Below are 7,915 nucleotides of genomic sequence, written 5' to 3' on the forward strand. Positions count from 1 at the left end.
TGGTTGATTTGAAACGTTTGTTCAAACAGGCGATGTCGGAACATCGCCCGATCAACCAGCACCAATCGATTTTAACATTTTAACGAAAAAAAATCCTCTTCCACTTCCCGAAGAGCCAACGCTTCATCCTCGGCCAGCGCCTCACCGGACAAGCGATGGATGTGCTGGACCTGCTGGTGGAAGCCTCCTAAGCCCGCGACAAGGCGGAGATCCTCGCCACCGCGAACAGCAAGATGGAAGTGCTGCGCTGGACCGTCCGCATGGCCAAGGACCGCAAGCTGTTCACCCCCGCGCAATTCGAATTCAGCGCGCGAGCCCTGCGCGCGAGCCCTCAACGAATGCGGCCGGATGGTCGGCGGCTGGCTCAAGAGCCGTGGCGGAGTGATTCCACCTCTCAGCGCAGGCGGCGGCGTGTGACGCGCTGTCTCATGTGGACGATGGTCACCACTTGCAACTCATCGGCGCAGACACCGTAAATGATCCGGTAGGAACCTTCATGCACCTCGCGCAGGCCGGACTCGATGAATTCATGGACGGGGTGTCCTCTGGAGGGCGTTGCGGCAGCACGTTCGACGCGGGAGATCAGGCGATCGACCTGCAAACGAGCGTAGTGCTCCGAATCGCGGGCGATGAAGCCCCTGATCGCATGCAGATCGCGTCGCGCTTGCTCTGACCATGCGATACTCATGCCATGCCGAACTCGTTGCGGATGGATGCGTGGTCATGAGTGCGTCCGTCTCGCAAATCGGCCAGACCGGCTTCGATTTTCTGGCGGACGAGGATTTCATACATCAGATCATCCCAACTGGCGGACTCGGGCAATTGGCGCACCAGACGGGCGGCCTCTTTCTTGATGGAAGTTTTTTCTGCTGAAGGCATGCCACGAATCAATCTCAAAGGGGGGTGTGATGCAAGCCGCCATTCCTGGTGCGTTGAGTCACACTTGGAATTCGTGGTTTCCATTTGCCGGGTTGGTTTCACGCTGTGCGGGTGCCATGGCCAAAACCCACAAACACCTTTGGCAAAAAGTCACCAGCCTGGGCAACCTGATGCAGGCAGCGAACCTCGCGATGAGCGGCCGCCGCAGCCTCGCCCCCGCCGCCGGATTCTTCGCCGAGTGGGAACTGGAATGCGTGAACCTCTCCGAAGAACTGGAGAATGGCAGCTACCTCCCCGGCCCGTCCCACGGCAACGCGGGGCGTCAGTCAGGTCTGAAACGGCCAGATCCGCAGGGGTGGTAAAAAGCTCCTGCAACCGTTCAGCTTTGATTCCCGGCTGGCGGGATGACGCGGTATTCATCCAGCAAGCGCCGCGGACCTAGCAGGTGCGAGCCTTGCGGGTCGATGAGGAAATAGCCGGAAAGCGCGCGGCGGCCGAGCAGCATCGGGCACAACATTTCGGAGCGGTCCGCCAGACTCAGGAGAATGCTCCAGCGGAAACCGCCCGGCAGCACGGCGGTGGTCTCGATGAAAATCCGGTTTCTGGCAGCGCCGGTGGAACTGCGGACCCGTGCAAGCCGCGCCACCGGAGCCTCGCAGGAAACCAACTCGGCGTAGTGGTTGGTGGTCGTGAAGCGGACGGTTTTTTCGTCCGCCGACAGGTTGACGCTTTCCGCGTGGATGCTGGAGCTGCGCGCGCCGCTGTCGGTTTTCGCGTTCATCGGGGAAATCCCGAGATCTGGCAGGGCGATCCATTCGCGGCGGCCGATGACTAACCGCGGCATGCCGGTCCCGCGCCACGGCAAACCGAGCGAGGCGGCGAGGTCCCGGGACGTGGACTCGACGGGCAGCGGGACGGCTTTGTAAATGGGTTTCACGGATTGAGGAGCGAGGCCGCCATGGCGCGCGCTTGTTCGCCGCCGCCGCCTAACATTCGAACGAGTTCCTGGACTCGGGTTTCTCCCAACACCGGATAGAGTCGCGAGCGGGTGCGGCCGCCGGACACCTCCTTTTCCACCACGAAATGATGGGTGGCGATGGCGGCGACCTGCGGGAAATGGGTGATGGCCACGACCTGATGACGGGTGCCGAGCGCCGCCATTTTCCGGCCGACCGCGCGGGCGACTTCGCCGCCGACGTTGGCGTCGATCTCGTCGAAAACCATCAACGGCGTGGCGTCCTGATCGGCGAGCGCGGACTTAACGGCAAGCATCACGCGGCTGATTTCACCGGAGGAAGCGATCTGGCGGAGTGGCAGCAGCGGCTCGCCGGGGTTGGGGCCGAATTGGAATTCGATGGATTCCAGTCCTTGCGGTCCCGGTTCCAGCAGCGTTTTGAGCGGCGCTTCGAACGAGGATTGTTTGAAACCGAGATCCTTGAGCTGGCCGGAAATCTCCTTGGCGAGCTTCGGCGCGGCCTTGCGGCGGAGGGTGCCGAGGGATTTGCCGCCGGCATCTAACTTCGTGCGGCAGGCGGCGAGCTCGCGCTCCAGGGTTTCGAGTTTTTCGCCGCGGTTTTCGATGGTGTCGAGGCGGGCGGCGGCGGCGTCCCGGCGGGCGAGCACGTCGGTGAGCGAGGGGCCGTATTTGCGCTTGAGCGATTCGAGCAAATTGACTCGCTCTTCGAGTGTGGCGGCCTCGGCGGGGTTGATGTCGAGTTCGTCGGCGTAATCGGCGAGATTGCCTTCGAGGTCCTGGAGTTCGAGGCAGGCGGTTTCGAGCGAAGCGGTGCGCTCGCGGATCGATGGATCGAGCTTTTCGAGATCGCGGACGAGGCGCTGGACTTCGGTGAGGCGTTCGAGGATTCCGTCATCGCCGTTGAGGGCGGCGGTCGCGGCGGCGGCGGCTTCGACCAGGCGGCTCGCATTGGAAGCGCGGCGCCAGCGGTCTTCGAGATCCTGCTCGTCCTCGGGCTTGAGACTCGCCCCGTCGATTTCCTGGAGCTGATAGCGGAGCAGGTCGAGTTCCTGTTCGCTGGCGTTTTCCGCATGGCGGATTTCCTCGAGCTCGGCGGCTTTGGTGCGCCACGAGCGGTAAAAATCGCGGTAGCTGGAAACGGCGGAATCCGCGCCGGCGTAGGCGTCGAGCATCGCGAGCTGGCGCTCGGTGGAGAGCAGCGACTGGTGGTCGTGCGGGCCGTGGAGGTCGACGAGGTGCTCGCCGAGGCGCTTCAGCAGCGCGAGCGTGACGGGGGAGTCGTTGATGAACTGGCGGTTCGCAGTCTGCCCGATGACGCGGCGGATGATCAGCTGCGTGTCGTCGCAGGGAGCGAGTCCGCCGTCTTCGAGGATGGCGTTGATTTCCAGCGGGTCCTTGAGCTCGAAAACCGCCTCGACCGAGCAGCTTTCCTCGCCGGTGCGGATGAGCGATTTTTCAGCGCGCTCGCCGAGGACCAGTTTGAGGGCGCCGACGATGACGGATTTGCCGGCCCCGGTTTCTCCGGTGACGCTGATGAGGCCTGCGCCGAGTTCCCATGCGAGTTCATCGACGAGGGCGAGATTGCGGATTTTGAGAAGAGTGAGCATTCGTTTTGCGGAACGGGGGGCAGTATGCAAGGGTCGCCGCAGGAAGCAATGGCGGCTGAATTTTCCTTAACATTTCTTGGCACGGGGACCTCGGTGGGGGTGCCGGTGATTGGTTGCGATTGTCCGGTTTGCACGTCGGATGACCCGAAAAACAAGCGGTTCCGGTCGTCGGTGGTGGTGCGGGCGGGGGATCAGACCTTGCTGGTGGACTCGGGGCCGGATTTGCGGATGCAGGCGCTGCGCGAGGGATTGCGGGCGATCGACGCGGTGATTTACACCCACGCGCATGTGGATCACGTGGCGGGATTTGACGAGTTGAGGGCGTTTTGCTGGCGGAAAAAGGGGCCGCTGCCGATGCATGCGACGGAGGACTGCATGGACACGTTGAAATGCATGTTCGGCTGGGCATTTTCGCCTGACAACGTGATCGACGGCTATGTCAGGCCGGATGTCCGGATCATTGACGGGCCGTTTTTTTATGGCGACCTGAAGGTGACGCCGCTGCCCGTCGAGCACGCCGCGGTGGAGACGATCGGTTATCTGTTCGAGTGGCCGGGAGCGGGGAAAACGGCGTATTTGCCGGACGTGAAGCGGATTCCGGAGGAGACGATGCGGATGCTGCGGGGGGTGGACATTCTAATCGTCGATGCGCTGCGGACGACGGAGCATCCGACGCATTTCACGCTGGCCGAGGCCTTGGCGGCGGCGGCGGAGGTGGGGGCGAAGGAGACCTGGTTGACGCATTTGAGCCATGAATACGACATCGGATCGATTTCCAAAGAGCTTCCCGCCGGCGTGCGGATGGCCTGGGACGGGCTGCGGATTTCGCTGTAAGCTGCACCGGGTCTTGCATGATCCGGGTATCAGGGCATGCTTCCCGCGATGAGAATTTTCGCACTGGTTTTGCTGCTGCTGGCGGGAGGTCCGCTGGTTTCGAGCGCGGCGATTTCGCCTGAATCCGTGGCGGTGCTTTACAATCGCGCGGTGCCGGAATCCCGGAAACTGGCCGAAATGTATCGCGACGCGCGGGGAATCCCGGCGGAAAACCTGATCGGCTTGGACATGCCGGCCGCGGCGGATATTTCCCGCGAGGATTTCGAGAAATGGATTTTGAAACCGCTGCGCTGGGAATTCGAGGACCGGCGCTGGTGGAAGCGCCAGAAGGACGCGGGGGGAGTGACTTTGCCCACCGTCAACCGCATCCGCGTGCTGGTCACGATGCGCGGCGTGCCGCTGCGGATCCAGCCGCTGCCGAAGCCTGCGCCGAAACCCGGAGCGCCGCCGGTTCCTCCCAACCCGCAAAATCCGGTGGCCGGGCACGACGAGGCGTCGGTGGATTCGGAGCTGGCGATGTTCGGAGTGGAAGGCGTCCCCGTGGATGGGGTTTTGCAGAACAAATTTTTCAAAAGCGAAAAACCGATCGTTGACGCAAACCTACCGTTTCTCGTGCTAACGGCGCGGATCGACGCGCCGAGTTACGCGACCTGTGAGAGAATGATCCGCGACGCGGTCGAGGTGGAGAAAACCGGCCTGTGGGGGCGGGCCTACGTGGACATCGCCAACAAATTTCCGCAGGGAGACCAGTGGCTGGAATCGGTCGTGAAGGCCGGTGGCCAGGCTGGAATTCCGACGGTGGTGGACCGCTTCAATGACACGCTGCCGACCAACTATCCGATGACGGACGCGGCGCTCTATTACGGCTGGTATGATTGGAACGTGAGCGGGCCGTTTTTGAACAACCGCTTTCAATTCCGGAAGGGGGCCGTGGCGATGCACTTGCATTCGTTCAGCGCGGAGCAGCTTTCAAACGGCGCGAAAAACTGGAGCGGAGCTCTGTTGGAAAAAGGCGCGGTGGCGACTATCGGAAACGTCTATGAGCCGTATCTGCACCTGACCCATGATTTCGGCATTCTGCATCAAAGGTTGCTTGGTGGATATTCGTTTGGCGAAGCCTGCTGGATGGCGATGCCGGTGACATCTTGGCAAGGTGTGGTGCTGGGTGATCCGCTTTACCGGCCGTTCCGGCATTTTGATGGCGGCGGCGTGAAGCAGGACGGAGACATCGAATTCCGCGCGCTGAGGGCCGCGGCCATCGAGTGGAAGACGAATCCGAGCGAGCGGGCAAAACAGTTGGAGAAGGCTGCGGAGCGGATGAAAAGCGGAATTCTAGCAGAAAGCGTCGGGCTTGATTTGCTCCAGCAGGGAGATTCCGGGGGAGCCGGCCAATGGTTCCGAACGGCGAAAGTGTATTACGCGAAAACCGAGGACAAGCTGCGCGGGGATTTCCACCTGATTTCCATCGACCGCACGGCGAACCGCAAGGATCTGGCGGTGCGCGGCCTGCGGGACGCGCAGATGTTCTACGGGCCGATTCCGGAGTCGGACGCCCTGAAGGGCTGGCTGGATATCCTCGATCCGCCACCACCGCCGCCGGCAGACCCGACCAAGGTGCCCGCCGCAAACAAGCCAGAAGCTATCGGAAATTTGAAATGACTTACGAATTTTTGCTGGAATCGATATGGCACCCGCCGCTGGCGTTTGCGGAGACCGCCGCGAGTGTGCTGCCGCCCGAGCTGGAGTTGCAGGCTTTGTGGTTTGCGGGGGCTTTGGGCAGGGACTTCCGCACGACCACCGGCAGGAAGGTTAGAATCGTGCAGTTCGGCGAGTGGAACCGTGGCGCGGGACCGGATTTCATTCAGGCGGCGGTCGAAATCGATGGTGAATTGCGAACCGGTCCCTTGGAGCTCGATCCGGTGGCCGGCGACTGGGACGCGCACGGCCATGCCACCAATCCCGCCTTCGGCGAAGTGGTCTTGCACGTGGTTTTCCAATCCGACTCGCGGCGAATTTTCACCCGGACTTTGGACCATCGCGAGGTCCCGCAGGTGGTCATCAGCGAGATGCAGCTTTCCGACGCCTTGAATCGCCCGCAGAGGGAGGTTGCCATCGCTCATCCCGGTCGCTGTGTCGCGCCGTTGAAAGGGCTGCCGGTCGGAGCGGTTGACAGCTTGCTGGAAGAGGCCGCGGTTTATCGCGCGGGAATGAAAGCCACCCGCTGGCTGCGGACGGCGGACGCGCACGGGCGTGACGCCGCTTTGTTTCAAGCGACCGCCGAGACTCTGGGATACCGCGGAAACTCGCTTGCAATGCGCTTGCTGGCGCAACGCTCGCCGCTCGCCCTCCTCAAGGCGGAAGGCGAGGCCGCCGAGGCGATTCTTTTCGGAACCGCCGGATTTCTATCCGCCGATTTGCACGAGCAGGCCCCGGCCGACACCCGGGATTATCTTCGCAGCTTGTGGGACACCTGGTGGAGAAACCGGGCCCGCTGCGAAGCGACCGGCGAGCGGGCGATTCCTTGGAAAACCCACGGCCAGCGTCCGGCCAACCACCCGCACCGCCGCGTGGGGGCATTGGCCGCGCTGGTGAAAGTCTGGCCGCAATACCGGCGTCTGGCGCTCGCGCGACCTTTCGCCGCCAAGCCGCTGATCGATTTCCTGCAAACCCTCGATCATGAATTCTGGACGCACCGGCACACGCTGACCTCGGCCGCCTCGGCCCAGCGGGTCGCCTTGTTCGGCCGTGCCCAAGCGCTGGAATTGATCGCAAACCATCTCGCCCCGCTGGCCATGCACGAGGATGGCATGACCTTCCAATCTTACTACAAACTGCGGAATTCCGCGGCTAACGACAAGGTGAGGCGCAGCGGTCTCAGGCTTTTCGGCTCTACCAAGGGTTCCGAGCCATGGATGCGGCGGGTGTGCCACCATCAGGCGCTGCTCCAGGTCTATCAGGACTTTTGCCTTGAGGATTTTTCGGAATGCCAGAACTGCCCGTTTCCCGAACAGCTCGCGCAATGGAGGTGATTTTTTGACCATGGAAATTCAACTGAACGGCCATCCCCACCCACTCGAAGCCGCGATGACGCTGGGCGACTTGCTTGAAAGCACCGGCTTCGGCGGCAAACCCATCGTCGTGGAGCTCAACGAGCAAGCCGTCTTTCCCCGCGACTATCCAAGCACCCTGATCCAGGACGGCGCCCGGGTCGAGATCGTCACCTTGGCGGCCGGGGGCTAGGTCGCGGCACGGTCCCTATCGCGGCGAGGTCCGCTGGAAATCGCCGGGACAGTGATTTTTGCAGAGCTTAAGTATTTTTCCCTTGCCACAAGAGGTCCGCGAATCCCAAGGTCCGCCCGCGTCCGAAAGGAGCAAAATCCGGCGTAGCTCAGCGGCAGAGCGGGTGACTGTTAATCACTAGGTCGTAGGTTCGATCCCTACCGCCGGAGCCATTTAGAATTAGTCGGTTACGACTGGTGGTGTGAGTTCGTTAGTCCACCGTAGACATGAACCGTAGACATGGGGGAAATTTTTCTTTCCGTTAAATTGTTAAAATCTCAGCGGGCTGGCTGATGGACATTTGATACGAGAACTTGATCTCCCCAGCAAGCTCGGATTG

General features: G+C 62.0%; 10 protein-coding genes and 1 tRNA gene. 6 read left to right on the forward strand and 5 right to left on the reverse strand.

Going from position 1 to position 7,915, the window contains the following annotated elements; translation table 11 throughout:
• Nucleotides 1-71: 71 nt before the first annotated feature.
• Genes AC4DF4_RS17120 through AC4DF4_RS17130 form a run of 3 tightly spaced genes read right to left on the reverse strand, consistent with a single transcriptional unit; the run spans nt 72 to nt 879 of the window.
• On the reverse strand, nt 72-368 hold the full coding sequence (locus AC4DF4_RS17120) for a hypothetical protein (RefSeq protein ID WP_490049325.1): 297 nt from the start codon (nt 366-368) through the stop codon (nt 72-74).
• A gap of 26 nt (nt 369-394) precedes the next feature.
• On the reverse strand, nt 395-688 hold the full coding sequence (locus AC4DF4_RS17125; protein WP_490049326.1) for a type II toxin-antitoxin system RelE/ParE family toxin: 294 nt from the start codon (nt 686-688) through the stop codon (nt 395-397).
• Nucleotides 685-879, reverse strand: a complete 195-nt coding sequence (locus tag AC4DF4_RS17130) for a hypothetical protein (protein ID WP_490049327.1) — start codon at nt 877-879, stop codon at nt 685-687. The genes AC4DF4_RS17125 and AC4DF4_RS17130 overlap by 4 nt, the downstream gene beginning before the upstream one ends.
• A 116-nt stretch (nt 880-995) precedes the next feature.
• On the opposite strand from AC4DF4_RS17130, the gene AC4DF4_RS17135 reads away from it, so the two are divergent.
• Complete coding sequence (locus AC4DF4_RS17135) at nt 996-1,241, forward strand: hypothetical protein (RefSeq protein ID WP_490049328.1); 246 nt, start codon at nt 996-998, stop codon at nt 1,239-1,241.
• A 17-nt stretch (nt 1,242-1,258) separates the two neighbouring features.
• Here AC4DF4_RS17135 and AC4DF4_RS17140 read toward each other — a convergent pair whose 3' ends face one another.
• Both AC4DF4_RS17140 and recN read right to left on the reverse strand, forming a co-directional pair.
• Entirely contained in the window at nt 1,259-1,816 is a 558-nt protein-coding gene (locus AC4DF4_RS17140; protein WP_490049329.1) for an ATP-dependent zinc protease family protein, read from the reverse strand.
• Complete coding sequence (gene recN, locus AC4DF4_RS17145; protein WP_490049330.1) at nt 1,813-3,462, reverse strand: DNA repair protein RecN; 1,650 nt, start codon at nt 3,460-3,462, stop codon at nt 1,813-1,815. The genes AC4DF4_RS17140 and recN overlap by 4 nt, the downstream gene beginning before the upstream one ends.
• Nucleotides 3,463-3,567: 105 nt before the next feature.
• Between recN and AC4DF4_RS17150 the strand changes: the two genes are divergently transcribed.
• The 5 genes from AC4DF4_RS17150 to AC4DF4_RS17170 all read left to right on the forward strand — a co-directional run bounded on the left by AC4DF4_RS17150 (nt 3,568) and on the right by AC4DF4_RS17170 (nt 7,748).
• Entirely contained in the window at nt 3,568-4,296 is a 729-nt protein-coding gene (locus AC4DF4_RS17150; protein ID WP_490049334.1) for an MBL fold metallo-hydrolase, read from the forward strand.
• Nucleotides 4,297-4,344: 48 nt separating this feature from the next.
• Nucleotides 4,345-5,955, forward strand: a complete 1,611-nt coding sequence (locus AC4DF4_RS17155) for a TIGR03790 family protein (RefSeq protein WP_490049331.1) — start codon at nt 4,345-4,347, stop codon at nt 5,953-5,955.
• Nucleotides 5,952-7,325, forward strand: coding sequence for a DUF2851 family protein (locus AC4DF4_RS17160; protein ID WP_490049332.1), 1,374 nt, complete (start codon nt 5,952-5,954; stop codon nt 7,323-7,325). Before AC4DF4_RS17155 ends, AC4DF4_RS17160 begins: the two co-directional genes overlap by 4 nt.
• Before the next feature lie 10 nt (nt 7,326-7,335).
• Entirely contained in the window at nt 7,336-7,536 is a 201-nt protein-coding gene (gene thiS / locus AC4DF4_RS17165) for a sulfur carrier protein ThiS (protein ID WP_490049333.1), read from the forward strand.
• 137 nt (nt 7,537-7,673) lie between these two features.
• A tRNA-Asn gene (locus tag AC4DF4_RS17170) sits at nt 7,674-7,748 on the forward strand.
• Nucleotides 7,749-7,915 lie beyond the last annotated feature (167 nt).

It is taken from the genome of Luteolibacter sp. (assembly GCF_058122085.1).